Origin of the sequence: Pseudomonas sp. NPDC089534, from assembly GCF_044749305.1 — a bacterium.
In the GTDB taxonomy this organism is placed as follows: Bacteria; Pseudomonadota; Gammaproteobacteria; order Pseudomonadales; family Pseudomonadaceae; genus Aquipseudomonas; species Aquipseudomonas ekonensis.
Genome location: NZ_JBIVHR010000015.1, coordinates 58596 through 74997, shown reverse-complemented (window position 1 = coordinate 74997; position 16402 = coordinate 58596). Strand labels below are relative to the sequence as shown.

Sequence of the window (16402 nt, the reverse complement as noted above, 5' to 3'; positions counted from 1 at the left end):
TAGTCAGTCACGCCACGCGGCGCACAGGCGGGTCAGCGCGTCCAGGATCGCCGGTTCGGGCACCGCCGCGAACCCCAGCACCAGGCCGGCCCGTCGATCCATCGGGGTCGACGAGCCGGGCAGCCAATATCCGCTCAATCCATTGACCTCGACGCCGACGCCTTGGGCCCTTTCGATCAGCTCGCGCTCGCGCGCCACGCTGTCGACCGGCACCGTCAGGTGCAGGCCGGCCATCACGTTGGGCAACGGGCCGACGCCACGGATGCCGGCGGGCCAATGGGCCAGCAGGCAATTGCGCCGGTTCAGGGCGGCCCGGCGCATGCGCCGGATGTGCCGCTGGAAGTGCCCGGCGGCCATGAACTCGGCCATGACCGCCTGGGTGCTGACCTCGGAATGCCGCACATCCACCGCACGCCGTTGCGCAAACGCCTGCACCAGCGCCGGAGGCAGCACCAGATAGCCCAGGCGCAGCGCCGGAAACGCGACCTTGCCGAACGTGCCGACATACAGCACCCGGCCATGACGGTCGAGCGCCGCCAACGGCGCCAGCGGCGCGCCGCTGTAACGGTACTCGCCGTCGTAGTCATCCTCGATGATCCAGCCCCGGGTGCGCTCGGCCCAGGCCAGCAGCTCCAGGCGCCGGGCCAGGCTCATGACCACGCCGGTGGGGTACTGGTGCGAGGGGGTGACGTAGGCCAGCCGGCAATCGCCGAGCCGGTCCAGCTCGCCGCAGTCGATGCCTTCGCTGTCCACCGCCACCCCGTGCAGCTGGGCACCGGCGAGCGCAAAGGCATGGCCTGCCGCCCGATAGCCCGGATTCTCGATGGCCACACCGTCGCCCGGCTCCACCAGCAACTGTGCACAAAGGCTGATTCCCTGCTGCGCGCCACTGGTGATCACAATTTGCTCAGCCGTGCACTGCATGCCCCGCGAGCTGCGCAGGTACGCCGCGATCATCCCGCGCAGCCGCGCATCGCCTGCCGGATCGCCGTAGCACAACTGCTCAAGGTCCGGCTTGCGCCAGAAAGCCGCGTTCAGCTTGGCCCAGACCTCGAACGGAAACAGATCGAACGCCGGAACGCCGACCCGGAATGCCTTGGGCGGACCACTGGGCGGCATCGGCAAATGGTTCTTCGTGACCCGCTCGAAGGCGGCACTGTGGATAACTTTACTGGATGAATACCCAGGCAAATTCTCGCATTTTGTGGATAAGGCTGTGGGTAAGCCTGTTGAAAAGCCTGTGGATACTTTTGTGGAAAACTTTTCCGCCGACAGCGGTGCCTGCGGCAACTGCGCCACATACGTTCCGTCGCCGACCCTTCCTTCGATGAATCCTTCGGCATACAGCTGATCGTAGGCCCGCACCACGCTGTTGCGGGAAATGCCCAGCGCGGCGGCCAGGTCCCGGCTCGCCGGCAGGCGCATGCCGCTGGCCAGGCGCCCGTCCAGCACCCGCAGGCGCAACGCCTGATACAGCTGACGGCTCAACCCCTGACGGCGATCGAGTTCGATGCCCGCCGGGTTGAAGGACAAGGACAACGGCACGCTGGTCATGGCAATGGCCCTATGAAATTGGTCATGAGTGGCTCTTACAACAGACCAATAGCCTGCCTAGGATGCAGGCAACCGCCAAGGAAATTTTCTCCATGTACACGCCACGCGCCTTTGCCGTCGACGACCTGTCCCAACTGCACGAACTGATCCTCGCCACCCGCCTCGCCATATTGGTCACCCACGGTGAACAAGGCCTGCAGGCCAGCCACGTGCCGGTGCTGCTGCATCGCGAACAAGGCGAGCACGGCACGCTGTACGGGCACCTGGCCAAGGCCAACCCCCAATGGAAAGACCTGCGCGACGGCGCCGAAGCGATGGTGATCTTCGCCGGCCCCGACGCCTACGTCAGCCCCGGGTTCTACCCGAGCAAGGCCGAGCACGGCAAGGTCGTGCCGACCTGGAACTACGTCGCCGTGCACGCCTACGGCCACGCCGAGACCTTCAGCGACGGCGGACGCCTGCTCGACATCGTCAGCACCCTCACCGACCGCCATGAATCGAACCGCGCAACACCGTGGAAAGTCGACGACGCCCCCGCCGACTACATCGACGGCATGCTCAAGGCCATCGTCGGCTTCGCGATCCCCATCGACCGCCTCGAAGGCAAACGCAAGCTCAGCCAGAACCGCAGCGCCGAAGACATCGCCGGCGTGCGCGAAGGTCTGGCCGCCAGCGCCGACGCCACCGACCGAACCCTCTCTCACCTGATGCGTTAAGGACAATCACCATGAGTCAGATCGATATTCGCCCGGTCAGCGCCGACGACCACGCGGCCTGGCTGCCGTTGTGGCAGGCCTACCTGCGCTTTTACCAAACCGAGTTGCCGGACGCCGTGACGCAGAGCACCTGGCAGCGCTTCCTCGACCCGAACGAGCCGACCCATGCCGCCCTCGCCTGGGCGAACGGCAAAGCCGTCGGCATGGTGCATTTCATCTACCACCGTTCGAACTGGAGCATCGAGAACTCCTGCTACCTGCAGGACCTGCTGGTGGCGCCGGAAACCCGCGGCACCGGCGTCGGGCGCCTGCTGATCGAACACGTCTACGCCGCGGCCAAGGCCGACGGCTGCTGCAAGGTGCACTGGCTGACCCACGAAACCAACGCCACGGCAATCCGGCTCTACGAACGCATCGCCGAGCGTCCGGGCTTCATCCAGTTCCGCAAGGCCATTTGAGGATCAACATTCATGACCACCCCGCTCGCTGACTGGAAAGGCGTTCCGCCTCCCTCGACCACCCTGATCGAAGGGCGCTTCATCCGCCTGGAAAAACTCGACCCGGCCCGCCACGGCGACGACCTGTTCAAGGCCCTGCAAGGGCCTGGCGCCGATCCGAAGCTATGGGACTACTTGCCCTACGGCCCCTTCCCCGAGCGCCACGCGTTCGATGCGTGGCTGAACAGCCACGCTGCCGCCAGCGACCCGTACTTCTTCAGCGTGATCGACCGCGCCAGCGGCCAGGTCCAGGGCATCCTCAGCCTGATGTCCATCGTGCCGGCCCAGGGCCGCATCGAAATCGGCCACGTCACCTTCGGCGCGCCGATGCAGCGCTCGCCGAAAAGCACCGAGGCGGTGTACCTGCTGGCCAAGGAATCCTTCGCCCTGGGCTATCGCCGCCTGGAGTGGAAGTGCAACAACGCCAACGCCCGCTCCAAGTACGCCGCCGAACGCCTGGGCTTCAGCTTCGAAGGCGTGTTCCGCCAGCACATGGTGGTCAAGGGCCAGAACCGCGACACGGCGTGGTACTCGATCCTGGACTCGGAATGGCCGGCGGTGGCGGCAGGGTTCGAGCGCTGGCTGAGCGACGCCAACCAGACCGCGTCAGGCCAGCTCAAGGGCCTGGCCGAGTGCCGCGCGTAAGGCTCACCCTGCATCGGGGGTGCTGCGGGGCCAGCGGTCTTCGTTCCGGATCCGCAGCACGCCCATCTTCATCCCGAACGGGCGGAACACGGCATTCAGCGACTTGAGCGTCTGATTGCCTTCCCCGTGCTCGATATGCACCAGCGTGCGCACCGAAATCCTGCACATCTTCGCGAACTGGGTCTGGTGCAACCCGGTCACTTCCACGCGCAAACGGCGAACGGCTTCGCCGATCTCCAAGGTTCCTTGGGCCAGCGCTTGCTGGATGCTTTCGATGAGCACTGTGCGCTCGGCGACGGTCATGCTCATTTCAGATCCCATCTCTTCAAATGCTGCTCCAAGTCTTTCAGGTATACGCCTGGATGGTTCATGGTTCGGTCAGGCAAGCCGCCGGCAGCCAGAATGTCGGGCAGCTCAGCCAGGCATTGCGCATCTTCACGCAAGCGCTCAAAAGACTCCGGCGTATCGGACAAACCGGCCAATGGATCATCCGGATCGGAAATATCCGCCAATGCGCGGCAGACGCCTCGCCAATCGATGTCTCCCGCCCTCTCCAGATCCCTTGGCCATTTGGTCGTGCGTGTCACACCTTCGTCATCCATGACCATGGGCGCCAGGTCATAGATAGGTGCCAAACGGTACGAGTCCGCATCACGAATGATTGCGGTGTTGCGCCCATGATTGTCCGAATTGCCGAGAATCTTGTTGATCAGATCCCGACGCAGGTAGTCCGCCACAAGGGCCGGAATCTGATCCGCTTGCCCTGCATCGCGCCAGAGCCTGGCCAGCATGCGAATGACATCCATGTGGTTCATCGCGCTGCCCGACACAGTCACCCCTGCCAGCGAGTAAATCGACTCCACGGCAAAACGCTCTACCCCTCGGCCTGTTACTTGGCGGTCAAAGCGCTGCATCCACAAACTGGGTTTGTTCGCTTCCTCCAACGCCAAGCCTTCTGCCGAGACGGTCTCGATGCCGAGCGCCTGAAGCGCCTGGTAGTAATGGAATTCGCTTCTCAGGATGTCTTGATCCGTTTGGTTTCCCTTATTGCGGGCGAACTTCACAAACCAGTGCTGACTGACGTTTTCATCGTTCAGTACTGCATCGGGGTACAGTTGGCCGGCACGATTCTCAGTCAAAAGAAGCTTGGGCGCTTCACCTCCTGCCCCTGTCGCACCGCCAATCGCGGCCCCCACCTCGTAGGCGTATTCAAGAAACCGATGGTCGCGGCTGACGACTTCCTGGCGAGCGAATCCGATAGGCTGGCGCTCATCCGCAGCCTCGGCTGACTCCTTTATCCGCATGTTGCCGATCGGAGCCGGGGTGCTATGGCCAAGCAGATACAGATCGGCGCTGACATCTGCAGGTCTGTCTTGTCCCAGGCGTGCGAGAAGAAACTTTTTTGCGGCCCCCGCCGGCGCAATGTCATGCACAAATGCAGGAGTGATGGAGCGCTGGCCGTCCCAATCCAAGGGAAACCGTGCACTCACAGCTTTGGAAAACGGAGATCCGACGGCATCGAGGTTTTCGACCAGGTAGGCCGTCTCGTAACCAAAGCTGCAACGGCTTCCAAAGCCCTTTTGAGGCTCGTCGAAATTCAACGCCATTGCGTCGCACCATTTGCCGGCAGTGAACATCTGCAATGTCAGCTTATGCATGCACCTATCACCTGTATCTAAATGCATTTCACGAAGCGATTGGTCGCTTGAAAATGCAATATAGTGCATTCGAAGTGGAGTTTGCGCGCCTTAACCTGCAACAAAATGCAGATAAGGCCGCCTTCATCTACAAAAAACGCAAAATAATGCAGATTTACCCCCACCGCAGTAGCGTCGGATCTGATGACGATCCAGCGCTGAAAGCCGAATCTCTGACATTTCGCCAATCGATCTTTCAGCACCGACCGTAGGCAAAAGCATCATGTCGCCGGGTGAAACAGCGGACGTCGGCCAATCATCCTCCTCCCGGCTACAAAACCGGATTCCATCCCCTGCACGACACGCAGAATCGCCCGGCATCGGCGCACCGGCATCGACTTTTAGAGTTCAGCCTCCTTTCCAGCGAGGCAGAACCCGATGCTCAACCGACCTACGTTTCGCCCACACTGCGTGGCCTTGGCAGTCGCCGTCGCCCTCGGCCATGCCGGTTACGCGGCGGCCCAGGACCTTCCCGCCGCCTTCGTGCCGCTCGACGGGCACAAGGCCCGGATCGACGGCTATCTCAAGGATCCGGACACGCAAGCGACTTCGGTCATCCGGCCGGAGTCCGGCTCCGACGGCGTCGCGCTGAAACTGGGCGAGGCCAACGATCTGGTCAACGTCAGCCGCAAAGGCCGGTTCGACGGCATCGTCGACGGCGGCGAAGGCCTCAACGCCCTGACGCTCGACTCGGCCAACGTCGGCGAACTCGGGGAAAGCCGCAACTTCGACCATGTGCGCATCAAGCGCGGCCAATGGACATTGACCGGAACGGGCGACTTCCCCGGCGGCGCCTTCGTCGCGGACAACGCCACGCTGGAGAACCGGGGAAACATTTTTGGCCAGGTCTCGGTGGAGCGGCGGGCGACCTTGCGCGGCAACGGCGAAGTCGGCCATTTGCAGGTTGCCGGAAAGCTGGAGGTCAACGCCCTTCACGGGGCGCCTCGGGTGCGGGGCGACCTCGAGCTGCAGAAGACGGCCGTATTGGCCTATGGAATCGACGCCGCCAACGTCGGCGAAACAATCAATGTCGGCGGCATCGCCCGCCTCGGCGACGCCACCCTGAACATCATCGCGGCACCGGGCGACTACCCGCAGACGAGCCAACACACGATCATCCAGGCCGCCAGGGTCGACGGCCGGTTCGGCCAGGTCACCAGCGATCTGGCCTTCATGACCCCGACCGTGAACTACGCCGAGCAGACGGTCGGCCTGACCTATGCCCGCAACGATGTACCGCTCGAAAGCGCAGCCGCCAGTGAAAACGGACGCGAACTCGCCAAGAGCATCGGGGAGCCGGCACCCGACCCGGGCATGCCGGAAAACACCGTCCCTCAAGACCCGGTCGCCGAACAGCCTGCCGGAACCGACAGGCCGCCGACCTCCCCCGAGGCTCCTGGCCCTGCCCCCTCGGCACCGGCCAGCCCGGGCACCGTCACCGCAAGAGCGGCGACGCCAGGCAACGCCGCCGTCAAGGCCTTGCTCGGCACGAACCGGACCACCGCCCCCCAGGCCATCGAACAATTGGCCGCCGGCGGCAACGCCAACCTGGCGGGAGCGACGCTCGGCAGTGCCGCTCCGGTCAACGCCAGCCTGCTGTCGGCCATGCGCCAGATGGGCGACGGCCCCTCGGCGGAGCGCAACGCGCCGCGCCGGGCCAACGGCGGCGAGGACGGTAGCCGCCTCTGGCTGCAGGCACTCGACGACGGCGGCACGCTGGACCGCAGCGAAAGCGCCAGCACCTTGCGGCACGCCACCCGGGGCCTGCTGCTTGGCGCGGACTGGGCAGCGGACGAGCATTGGCGGATGGGGGCGGTCGTCGGCCATTCGCGAACGCGCCTGGACGGCCGCCAATACGAGGGCCGGCTCGACAGTTGGCACCTGGGAGCCTACGCCTTGCGCCAGAACGGCCCGATGGCCATCCGGTTGGGCGCCGCCTACGGCAGCCATGCCGGCTCCAGCAAGCGCAGCGTCACCTACAACGGATTCAGCGACCGGCCCAAAGGCGCATACGACGCACGCACCGGCCAGGCCTTCGCGGAACTCGGCTACAACGTCGGCCATGGCCGGTTGAGCGCCGAGCCCTTTGCCAGCCTCGGCATTCAACGCTATCGGCGCGACAGCCATACCGAAAAGGGCGGCAGTGCCTCGCTGCAGGTTCATGGTCAGACGCAACAGAATGCCAGCAGCACCCTTGGGCTGCGTCTGGCCTACGTCAAGGCACTGGAGGACGGCATGCGACTGACGCCGCGATTCAGCGCCGGCTGGAAACATACCTACGGTGATGTCGAAAGCCATGCCCGACAGCGACTGGCGACCGGCGGCAGGATCTTCACCGTGAAGGGAGCAGCGCTGGACCGCAACAGCCTGACGCTGGATGCAGGGCTGGAGCTGGCCATCTCGCCAAGACACTCGGTAGGCCTGGGGTACACCGGTGACGTCGGCGACCACAGCCGCCGGCACGGCCTGTCAGGCCAATGGCGCATGGGTTTCTGACGAACCCGGCCCGGGCCGTTTTCGGTAGGGCCGGCCTGGCCCGCCCCTGCCGAAAACGGCGCAAAAAAAAGGGGGGCACATGCCCCCCCGAGGTATAAAACGTTGCATCGCAGCTGTCGGTCAGCCCTCGATCTCGATCAGGATCTCGCCCGGATTCACCCGGTCGCCCTTGGCGACATGAATGGCCGTGACCTTGCCGGCGATGGCCGCCTGGACTTCGGTCTCCATCTTCATGGCTTCGGTGATCAGCACAGCCTGGCCGGCCTTGACGGTGTCGCCTTCCTTGACCAGCACATCGACGATGTTGCCCGGCATGGTGGTGCTGACATGGCCCGGCGCCGAAGCCTGCTTGCGCTTGCTGCTGCCGCCGCCGACGAACTCGTTGAGCGGTTCGAACACCACCTCTTCCGGCATGCCGTCGATGGACAGGTAGAAGTGACGCTTGCCTTCGGCCTTCACGCCGACGCCGGTGATGTCCACACGGTAGGTTTCACCGTGGACGTCGATGACGAACTCGGTCGGTACGCCTTCACCACCCGCCGAAGCCACCTTGCCCGCTTCCGGGATCGGCAGCAGCACTTCCGGCGTCAGGGTGCCGGCGGCACGCTCTTCGAGGAACTTGCGGCCGATGTCCGGGAACATGGCGAAGGTCAGCACGTCCTCTTCGGACTGCGCCAGGGCACCGATGTCGGCCCGCAGCTTGGTCATCTCAGGCTTGAGCAGATCCGCCGGACGCACGTCGATCACGTCCTCGCTGCCGATGGCCTGGCGGCGCAGCTGCTCGTTCACGGTGCCCGGCGCCTTGCCGTAGCCGCCCTGCAGGTAAAGCTTCACTTCGTTGGTGATGGTCTTGTAGCGCTCGCCGGCCAGCACGTTGAAGAACGCCTGGGTGCCGACGATCTGCGAGGTCGGGGTCACCAGCGGCGGGTAGCCCAGGTCTTCGCGCACCCGCGGGATTTCCGCCAGCACTTCGTTCATGCGGTTCAGGGCGCCCTGCTCTTTCAGCTGGTTGGCCAGGTTGGAAATCATGCCGCCCGGCACCTGGTTGACCTGCACGCGGGTGTCGACCGCGGTGAACTCGCTTTCGAACTGGTGGTACTTCTTGCGCACGGCATAGAAGTACAGGCCGATCTCCTGCAGCAGTTCCAGGTTCAGGCCGGTGTCGAACTCGCTGCCCTTGAGGGCGGCGACCATCGACTCGGTGCCCGGATGGCTGGTGCCCCAGGCGAAGCTGGAAATGGCGGTGTCGATGTGGTCGGCGCCGTTCTCGACGGCCTTGAGCTGGCACATCGCGGCCAGGCCGGCGGTGTCGTGGGAATGGATGAACACCGGCAGCGACTGCTCGGCTTTCAGCGCCTTGACCAGTTCGCCGGTGGCGAACGGGGTCAGCAGGCCGGCCATGTCCTTGATCGCCACCGAGTCGCAACCCATGGCTTCCATCTGCTTGGCCTGGTTCACGAAAGCCTCGATGGTGTGCACCGGGCTCGTGGTGTAGGCGATGGTGCCCTGGGCGTGCTTGCCGGCGGCCTTCACCGCTTCGATGGCCACCCGCAGGTTACGCACGTCGTTCATCGCATCGAAGATGCGGAACACGTCGATGCCGTTGACCGCCGCCTTGGCGACGAACGCCTTGACCACGTCGTCGCTGTAGTGGCGGTAGCCCAGCAGGTTCTGGCCGCGCAGGAGCATCTGCAGGCGGGTGTTGGGCAGCGCGGCGCGCAGTTGGCGCAGGCGCTCCCACGGGTCTTCCTTCAGGAAGCGCACGCAGGCGTCGAACGTCGCGCCGCCCCAGACTTCCAGCGACCAGTAGCCGACCTTGTCGAGCTTGTCGCAGATCGGCAGCATGTCTTCGGTGCGCATGCGGGTCGCGAGCAGCGATTGGTGGGCGTCGCGCAGGATGGTGTCGGTTACATGAATCTTCTTGCTCATTGTTCTATTCCTCACAGGCCTGCGTGGGCGGCGATGGCGGCGGCGATGGCCAGGGCCAGCTCTTCGGGTTTGCGCTTGATCGAGTAGTTGGTCAGTTCCGGATGGCTTTCGACGAAGCTGGTGTTGAACTGGCCGCTACGGAATTCCGGGTTGCGCAGGATTTCCTGATAGTACGCCGCGGTGGTCTTGACCCCTTGCAGGCGCATGTCGTCGAGGGCGCGCAGGCCACGGTCCATGGCCTCTTCCCAGGTCAGCGCCCAGACCACCAGTTTCAGGCACATCGAGTCGTAGAACGGCGGGATGGTGTAGCCGGTGTAGATCGCCGTGTCGGTGCGCACGCCCGGGCCGCCGGGGGCGTAGTACCGGGTGATCTTGCCGAAGCTCGGCAGGAAGTTGTTTTTCGGGTCTTCGGCGTTGATCCGGAACTGCAGCGCGAAACCGCGGTGCTGGATGTCTTCCTGCTTCACCGACAGCGGCAGGCCGGAGGCGATGCGGATCTGTTCGCGGACGATGTCGATCCCGGTGATTTCCTCGGTGATGGTGTGCTCCACCTGCACCCGGGTGTTCATCTCCATGAAGTACACCTCGCCGTCGGCGAGCAGGAACTCCACGGTGCCGGCGTTCTCGTAGCCCACGGCCTTCGCTGCGCGCACCGACAGGTCGCCGATGTAGGCGCGCTGCTCCGGGGTCAGCTGGGGGCTTGGGGCGATCTCGATCAGCTTCTGGTTGCGGCGCTGGATCGAGCAGTCACGCTCGAACAGGTGCACCACGTTGCCGAAGCTGTCGCCGAGGATCTGCGCTTCGATGTGCTTCGGGTTGACGATGCACTTTTCCAGGAACACCTCCGCCGAGCCGAACGCCTTGGTGGCCTCGGAGATCACGCGGGGGAAATTCTGTTCGAGCTCTTCGCGGCTGTTGCAGCGGCGGATGCCCCGGCCGCCACCGCCGGAGGTGGCCTTGAGCATCACCGGGTAACCGATGCGGTCGCCTTCGCTCAGGGCCTCTTCGAGCCCCGACACGTTGCCTTCGGTGCCCGGCGTGACCGGCACGCCGGCCTTGATCATGCTGCGGCGCGCTTCGGTCTTGTCGCCCATGCGACGGATCACTTCCGCCGACGGGCCGATGAATTTGATTCCGCGTTCGGCGCAGATCTCCGCCAGTTCGGCGTTTTCCGACAGGAAGCCGTAACCGGGGTGCAGCGCATCGCAGCCGGTCTCCACCGCCAGGTTCACCAGCTTGCGCGGATTGAGGTAGCCGGCCAGCGGCTCGGCACCGATGCTGTGGGCCTCGTCCGCACGCTTCACATGCAAGGCATGCCGGTCGGCGTCGGAAAAAATCGCAACCGAGCGGATGCCCATCTCGGCGCAGGCACGCACGATTCGTACGGCAATCTCACCACGGTTGGCGATCAGGATCTTTGTTATCACTTGGAGGTTCCCTTGAGCCGGTGGTACCCACGACCTGCTAGACCCAGGTCGACGCGTGACCAAATGTTTCAATCTGGTCGCCGCTTCACACTAGCGCCGGCAAGGGATTAACAAAAATGAATAAAAATTGGGACAGGCATAAGTAAAGACTTATAGTCATTGCATCCAGCCGTCGCCAGAGCCTGTAAAAATGCGTAAGTCCTTGATGCGTATGACATTGCGTCAATTGCAGATTTTCAACGAAGTGTGTGACCTGCGCTCCTACAGCCGTGCTGCCGACGAAATGTCCCTCACGCAACCGGCCGTCAGCCTACAGATTCGTCAGCTCGAAGAGCTGATCGGCCAGCCGCTGTTCGACTATGTCGGCAAAAAGCTCTACATGACCGAAGCCGCCGAAGCGCTGCAACGGGCCAGCCGGGACATCTTCGGACGTCTGGAAAACCTCGACATGCAGCTGTCGGACATGCAGGGATCGCTGCAGGGCCAGCTGAAACTGGCCGTGGAGTCCAGCGCCAAGTATTTCGTGCCGCACCTGTTCGCCGCCTTCAAGCGCCAGCACCCGGAAGTGAACCTGCAACTGACGGTGGTCAACCGGGGCCAGGTCATCCGCCGTCTCTCCGACAACCGCGACGATCTGGTGATCATGTCCATGGTGCCCCAGGACATGGGCCTGGAGTTCCTGCCGTTCCTCAACAACCCGATCGTGGCGGTGGCGCCGCCGGACCACCCGCTGTCGCATATGGGGCCGCTGCGCCTGCAGGACCTTGAGCCTTACACCCTGCTGATCCGCGAGCCCGGCTCCGGCACGCGGCTGGCCTGCGAGGAATACTTCAAGGAGAAGCGCGTGCACTTCACCCAGACCCAGGAAGTGGCCTCGGCCGAAGCCCAGCGCGAATGCGTGCTGGCCGGTCTGGGCCTGGCGCTGCTGACGCGCCATGCCCTGAACCTGGAGCTGGCGACCGGCGGCCTGGTGGAGCTGCCGGTCGAAGAATTGCCGCTGCTGCGCAGTTGGTGCCTGGTGCAGGCCAAGGCCAAGCGCCTGTCACCGGTGGCTCACGCCTTTCTGGCGTTCATCCGCAGCGAGCGGGTGCAGATCAGCGCGCTGGTTGAGCGCTTCGCCGGGAAGCCGACGGTGCCGCCTGCCAGTAGTTGAACTCGAAATCCGAGGGAACACCGCTGATCTCGGCCTGAAGCTGGCGCAGTTCGAAGCGGTCTTCGATGGCGCGGCGAAACTCCATGCGGCGCTGGTCTTCCTGTTGACGGCGGGTTTTCGCAGCGCTGTTGCGTTCTTCGTAGGGCTGGGCCATTTCGAGTCTCCCAAGGCGATTACGGGAGTTTCACGATAGGCCCGGGGGATGACGGTTTGGCGGCGCGGGGGTTACAGGCTGATGAATCTGCCTAGTGGCGAGGGAGCCTGGCCGTGACAGTCATGGGCCTGCTTCGCAGGCCAGCGGGAGCAAGCTCCCTCGCCACATGCGGGCGCCCTGACCACACGGCCGGGCAGCGTCAGTCGTCCAGCGGCTTCACGGCCTTGGGCGACAGCCGCAGGCTGCGCAGGCTGCGCTTGACGCTCTTGAGGTGGTTGACCAGGCTCGGGCCGCGCGCCATGGCCACGCCCATCGCCAGCACGTCGATCACCACCAGGTGGGCGATGCGCGAGGTCAGCGGCGTGTAGATCTCGGTGTCTTCATGCACGTCGATCGCCAGGTTGACGGTGGACAGCTCGGCCAACGGCGTCTGGCTCGGGCACAGGGTGATCAGCGACGCGCCGCTTTCACGCACGAGGTTGGCGGTGATCAGCAGATCCTTGGAGCGGCCGGACTGGGAAATGCAGATCGCCACGTCGGTCGGCTTCAGCGTCACGGCGGACATCGCCTGCATGTGCGGATCCGAGTATGCCGCCGCCGTCAGCAGCAGCCGGAAGAACTTGTGCTGCGCATCCGCCGCCACCGCGCCGGACGCACCGAAGCCATAGAACTCGACGCGCTGGGCCTGGGACATCAGGGTCACCGCCCGCTGCAGCTCCTGCGGGTCGAGCTTCTCGCGCACCTCCATCAGCGTGTGCAGGGTGGTGTCGAAGATCTTCAGGCTGTAGTCGGCGACCGAATCGTCTTCGTGGATCGCGAACTGGCCGAAGCTGGCGCCCGCCGCCAGGCTCTGCGCCAGCTTGAGCTTCAGGTCCTGGAAGCCGGAACAGCCGATGGCCCGGCAGAAGCGCACGATGGTCGGCTCGCTGATGCCGACGCTGTGGGCCAGGTCGGCCATGGAACTGTGCATCACCGCCGCCGGGTCAAGCAGCACGTGGTCGGCGACCTTGAGCTCCGACTTGCGTAACAGGTGACGTGACTGGGCGATATGTTGCAGCAGATTCAAGGGCTGGACTCTTGTTGTGGTCAGGTGCTTGCCATGGGCAGTCGCAAGGCATGTAGCAAGCTTGTAGTTATACTACATGAATTGGCTTTTTGCCTGCTCATTGAGTAACTCGGTATCCCCGCAACAGGCGGCATCCGCCGCATGTAGCCCTTCAGCGCGGTGTTTGCCCACGCAACAGCCCGGCCAGGACGTCGGCCTCCACCGGACGGCTGATCAGGTAACCCTGCACCTCATCGCAGCCCTCGGCCTTCAGGAACTCAAGCTGCTCCGGCCGCTCGACGCCTTCAGCCACCACCTTGAGCGACAGCCCGTGGGCCATGGCGATGATCGCCCGGGTGATCGCCGTGTCCTCGCTGCCCTCCCCCAGGCCACGGATGAACGCCTGGTCGATCTTCACGTAGTCCACCGGAATCCGCTTGAGGTAGCTGAGGGACGAATACCCGGTGCCGAAGTCGTCGATGGCCAGCTTCACCCCCAGGTCGCGCAGTTGCTGGAACGTGGCGATGATGTGTTCGACGCTGTCGAGCAACTGGCTTTCGGTCAGCTCCAGCTCCAGGTAGTGCGGGGCCAGACCGGTTTCCTCCAGCACCTGGCGCACCAGGCTGGCCAGCTTGCCCTGGCGCAACTGGTGCACCGACAGGTTCACCGAGACCCGGATCGGCTCCAGCCCCTGGCGCTGCCACTCACAGGCCTGCAGGCAGGCCTGGCGCAGGACGAACTCGCCGATGGGGCCGATCAGCCCGGTCTCTTCGGCCAGCCCGATGAAATCCCCCGGCGGCACCCGGCCCATGGTCGGATGATCCCAGCGCACCAGCGCTTCGGCGGCGTTCAGGCGGCCGGTGGCCAGGCACAGCTTCGGCTGGTAGAACACGTGCAACTGTTTGTCTTCGATCGCCTTGCGCAACTGGTTTTCCAGTTGCAGGCGCTCAAGGGTGCTGGCTTGCAGGCTGTCGGTGTAGAACTGGAAGTTGTTGCCGCCCAAATGCTTGGCATGCTGCATGGCCATGTTGGATTGGCTGACCAGCGCGGCGATCTCCCGGGCGCTGTCCGGCAGCAGGCTGATGCCCATGGAGGCGCTGACCACCAGTTCGTGCCCCTCCACGGTCAGCGGCAGCCGCAGCTTGGCCAGCAGGCGCGTGGCGACCCGCGCCAGGCTCGACAGGTTGCCGTAGGCATCGAACAGCACCGCGAACTCGTCGCCGGACAACCGCGCGATGGTGTCCGCCTCCGGCAACGCGCTGACCAGCCGCCGGGCCATCCGCTGCAGCAGTTGATCGGCGACTTCATGGCCCAGGCTGTCGTTGAGCAGCTTGAACCGGTCCAGGTTGATGTGCAGCAGCGCCAGGCTGCGCCGCCCGCCCGAGCGAACGCGCTGATGGGCCTCGTGCAGGCGTTCGCGGAACAGCGAGCGGTTGGCCAGGCCGGTGAGCTCGTCGTAGTGGGTCAGGAAGCGCATGCGCTCCTCGGACTCGCGCCTGGCCGACAGATCGGCGAAGAAGCCGACGATATGGCTGACGTTTCCCCGATCATCGCGCACGGCGTTCAGTTGCAGCCACTGCGGGTACAGCTCGCCGTTCTTGCGGGTCTCCACCAGTTCGCCCTGCCAAGTGCCGTGCTGCTCCAGCGCATGGCGGATCGCGACGTAATGCCGGCGCGCATCGCGGCTGCACGGCAGTTCGACGACGTTGCGCCCGAGCATGTCTTCGATGTCGTAGCCGGTGACCCGGCTGAACGCCTGGTTGATGGCGATCAGCGAGTAGTTCGGGTCGAGGATCACGATGCCCTCGCTGGCCGCCTCGAACACCGTCGCCGCCAGTTGCCGCTGCGCTTCCTGGCCTTTGCTGACGCTGATGTCGCGCCGGGTGCCGACCATCCGGGTGACCTGCCCGCTGTCGCTGCGCTCCACGGCGCGGCCGCGGTCCTCGATCCAGACCCAGTGGCCGTCGCCGTGGCGCACGCGGTATTCGATCTGATAGTCCTCGGTGCGGCCCTTGAGGTGCTCGATCAGCGCCCGCTTGAGCGGCGGCACGTCTTCGGGGTGCAGCCGCGGGCGCAGATGCCTGAGCAGCCCGGTGACGTACTCCGGGTCGATGCCGAACAGCTCCTGAATCTGCGTGTGATGGACTTCGTCGGTCTGCAGGTTCCAGTCCCACAGCCCCAGCTCGCTGGCCTTGAGCGCCAGCGCCAGGCGCGCCTCGCTCTTGCCCAGGGCCTGGTTGGCGGCGTCCAGCTCACGGCTGCGCTGGGCGACCCGGTCTTCCAGCTCGGCCTGGGCCTCGCGCAACCGGCCCTCGGCGCAGCGGCGGTGCTCGATTTCCTTCGCCAACTCCTGGTTGAGCAGCTCGCTGCGCGCCTGCGCCTGCTGCAGGTGTTCGATCAGGTGCTGGTTCTGGAAACGCCGCAGCAGGCCGCGGTCGATCAGCCGGTTGACCTGCCAGGCCACCACGCTCAGCGAACCGAGCAGGATCAGCCCCAGCCAGCCCCAGCCGCGGGCCTGCTCATCGCCGCCCCAGAACAGGTAACCGATGGCCGGCAGCAGGCACGGCAAGGTAAAGGACAGGAACGCCGGAATGCTCACGGCGTAGGCGACGCTGGCGGACAGCGTCGCGGCGCCGATCAGGCCGAACACCCAGGCCTGCTGCATGAAGTTGTCCGCCGGCACCAGGGCGATGCCCGCGCCGGCCAGGGTCAGGCCGGTCATCGTCGAGCCGAGCAGGAACATCCGGCGCCAGACGGGCTGGGCCTGCCGGTCGGGGATCGCCGAATCGAAGGCGGCCACCTGAATCACCCGCAAGGCGACCAGCGACAGCAGCCACACCAGCCAGACGCTGACCACGAAGTAGCGCTGCGGGCTCCAGAGCAGGCCGGCGCAGACCAGACCGTTGATCAGCATGAACAGGGTGGGCAACAGTGAGCCCTGATACAGCAGGCGCGTGCGCTCGACCGCCATCTGCATGGCGTAGTGCTTGCGGATAACCCGGGGCTCCACGAGGGGGCCCGACAGGTCGGGGCTGAGGGTCATAGGCAACGTTCTTGTTCTTATAAGGTGAGCATGGGCCCGAAACGTG

At 64.8% G+C, this 16402-nt stretch carries 13 protein-coding genes; 5 read left to right on the top strand and 8 right to left on the bottom strand.

The features are described 5' to 3' along the window. Positions 1–3: 3 nt before the first annotated feature. Positions 4–1554, bottom strand: coding sequence for a PLP-dependent aminotransferase family protein (locus ACIP0B_RS06905; protein ID WP_400830729.1), 1551 nt, complete (start codon positions 1552–1554; stop codon positions 4–6). A 92-nt stretch (positions 1555–1646) separates the two neighbouring features. Between ACIP0B_RS06905 and ACIP0B_RS06900 the strand changes: the two genes are divergently transcribed. From ACIP0B_RS06900 to ACIP0B_RS06890, 3 genes are read left to right on the top strand one after another with little or no spacing between them, the layout of a single operon-like run. Then, positions 1647–2270, top strand: coding sequence for an FMN-binding negative transcriptional regulator (locus ACIP0B_RS06900; protein WP_400830728.1), 624 nt, complete (start codon positions 1647–1649; stop codon positions 2268–2270). An 11-nt stretch (positions 2271–2281) separates the two neighbouring features. After that, positions 2282–2728, top strand: a complete 447-nt coding sequence (locus tag ACIP0B_RS06895) for a GNAT family N-acetyltransferase (RefSeq protein WP_400830726.1) — start codon at positions 2282–2284, stop codon at positions 2726–2728. A gap of 12 nt (positions 2729–2740) precedes the next feature. Further along, positions 2741–3412, top strand: coding sequence for a GNAT family N-acetyltransferase (locus tag ACIP0B_RS06890; RefSeq protein ID WP_400830725.1), 672 nt, complete (start codon positions 2741–2743; stop codon positions 3410–3412). Between the two features lie 3 nt (positions 3413–3415). Here ACIP0B_RS06890 and ACIP0B_RS06885 read toward each other — a convergent pair whose 3' ends face one another. Together ACIP0B_RS06885 and ACIP0B_RS06880 are read right to left on the bottom strand one after the other, a co-directional pair. After that, positions 3416–3721, bottom strand: a complete 306-nt coding sequence (locus tag ACIP0B_RS06885; RefSeq protein ID WP_400830723.1) for a helix-turn-helix domain-containing protein — start codon at positions 3719–3721, stop codon at positions 3416–3418. Continuing rightward, a complete protein-coding gene (locus ACIP0B_RS06880) occupies positions 3718–5070 on the bottom strand; it encodes a HipA domain-containing protein (RefSeq protein WP_400830722.1) in 1353 nt (450 codons plus the stop codon). Before ACIP0B_RS06880 ends, ACIP0B_RS06885 begins: the two co-directional genes overlap by 4 nt. A 417-nt stretch (positions 5071–5487) precedes the next feature. On the opposite strand from ACIP0B_RS06880, the gene ACIP0B_RS06875 reads away from it, so the two are divergent. Continuing rightward, positions 5488–7605 carry an autotransporter domain-containing protein gene (locus tag ACIP0B_RS06875; RefSeq protein ID WP_400830721.1) on the top strand — a complete coding sequence of 706 codons (2118 nt, stop codon included), beginning with the start codon at positions 5488–5490 and terminating at the stop codon, positions 7603–7605. Positions 7606–7725: 120 nt separating this feature from the next. Here ACIP0B_RS06875 and oadA read toward each other — a convergent pair whose 3' ends face one another. After that, positions 7726–9534, bottom strand: a complete 1809-nt coding sequence (oadA, locus tag ACIP0B_RS06870; RefSeq protein ID WP_400830719.1) for a sodium-extruding oxaloacetate decarboxylase subunit alpha — start codon at positions 9532–9534, stop codon at positions 7726–7728. An 11-nt stretch (positions 9535–9545) separates the two neighbouring features. Then, the gene (locus ACIP0B_RS06865) at positions 9546–10961 is read right to left on the bottom strand and encodes an acetyl-CoA carboxylase biotin carboxylase subunit (protein ID WP_085579143.1); all 1416 of its coding nucleotides are present in this window, start codon (positions 10959–10961) and stop codon (positions 9546–9548) included. A 190-nt stretch (positions 10962–11151) separates the two neighbouring features. Between ACIP0B_RS06865 and ACIP0B_RS06860 the strand changes: the two genes are divergently transcribed. Beyond that, positions 11152–12114, top strand: a complete 963-nt coding sequence (locus ACIP0B_RS06860; protein ID WP_400830717.1) for a LysR family transcriptional regulator — start codon at positions 11152–11154, stop codon at positions 12112–12114. Here the strand turns inward: ACIP0B_RS06860 and ACIP0B_RS06855 are convergent. The 3 genes from ACIP0B_RS06855 to ACIP0B_RS06845 all read right to left on the bottom strand — a co-directional run bounded on the left by ACIP0B_RS06855 (position 12056) and on the right by ACIP0B_RS06845 (position 16356). Next, positions 12056–12268 carry a PA3496 family putative envelope integrity protein gene (locus tag ACIP0B_RS06855; RefSeq protein WP_085638639.1) on the bottom strand — a complete coding sequence of 71 codons (213 nt, stop codon included), beginning with the start codon at positions 12266–12268 and terminating at the stop codon, positions 12056–12058. The genes ACIP0B_RS06860 and ACIP0B_RS06855 overlap by 59 nt on opposite strands. A 199-nt stretch (positions 12269–12467) precedes the next feature. Next, complete coding sequence (hexR, locus tag ACIP0B_RS06850; RefSeq protein ID WP_085579149.1) at positions 12468–13334, bottom strand: transcriptional regulator HexR; 867 nt, start codon at positions 13332–13334, stop codon at positions 12468–12470. 151 nt (positions 13335–13485) lie between these two features. Beyond that, positions 13486–16356, bottom strand: coding sequence for an EAL domain-containing protein (locus ACIP0B_RS06845; RefSeq protein ID WP_400830716.1), 2871 nt, complete (start codon positions 16354–16356; stop codon positions 13486–13488). Between the last annotated feature and the right edge of the window lie 46 nt (positions 16357–16402).